Origin of the sequence: Bacillus sp. SW14 (assembly GCF_047608225.1) — a bacterium.
Lineage (GTDB): Bacteria > Bacillota > Bacilli > Bacillales > Bacillaceae > Bacillus > Bacillus subtilis_G.
Genome location: NZ_JBLKRW010000005.1, coordinates 1 through 272 on the forward strand (window position 1 = coordinate 1; position 272 = coordinate 272).

The 272-nt window shown below is 51.1% G+C and carries 1 rRNA gene; it reads left to right on the forward strand.

The features are described from left to right. Positions 1 to 271, forward strand: a 23S ribosomal RNA gene (locus tag ACMX2I_RS21620); the annotation flags it as partial. Position 272: the final 1 nt, after the last annotated feature.

Consider the following 272-nt stretch of genomic DNA (forward strand, 5'->3'; position numbering starts at 1 on the left):
AGGAAATTTGAGAGGAGCTGTCCTTAGTACGAGAGGACCGGGATGGACGCACCGCTGGTGTACCAGTTGTTCTGCCAAGGGCATCGCTGGGTAGCTATGTGCGGACGGGATAAGTGCTGAAAGCATCTAAGCATGAAGCCCCCCTCAAGATGAGATTTCCCATTCCGCAAGGAAGTAAGATCCCTGAAAGATGATCAGGTTGATAGGTCTGAGGTGGAAGTGTGGCGACACATGGAGCTGACAGATACTAATCGATCGAGGACTTAACCACA